The sequence below is a fragment of the Clostridium sp. UMB9555A genome, assembly GCF_030222355.1.
Taxonomy (GTDB): Bacteria; Bacillota; Clostridia; order Clostridiales; family Clostridiaceae; genus Sarcina; species Sarcina perfringens.
In genome coordinates this window covers 1-293 of record NZ_JASORQ010000039.1, presented here as the reverse complement: position 1 = coordinate 293, position 293 = coordinate 1, and the positions used below count along the sequence as shown (strand labels likewise).

Here is a 293-nt window from a genome sequence, read left to right as displayed (position 1 = left end):
TTAATTTATTAGGTGAAAGATTTAAATAAATATGCTTTGGAGTATAGAAAAGTTGTTAGGTATGCTCTTAAAGAAGGACTTGCAATTTATAATAACAACTTATCAGAATTATATATAAATCATGAGATTGTAAAGAAACTTTTAGAGAAGGATAATTTTGATTCAGTTAATGGAAAATTATCAATTTGGAGAAGTTTAAAATGGATAGAAGTTTACTCTAAAAATAGATTTATAAAGAAGGTAAAAGTAGAAAAAAAAGTTATAAATGTAATAGCAATTAATGTAGAAATATT

The 293-nt window shown here is 22.2% G+C and carries 1 protein-coding gene; it reads left to right on the top strand.

What is annotated here, in order from left to right; translation table 11 throughout:
• Positions 1 to 36: 36 nt before the first annotated feature.
• A partial coding sequence (locus QP548_RS16870) for a hypothetical protein (protein ID WP_284905666.1) occupies positions 37 to 293 on the top strand: 257 nt, incomplete at its 3' end.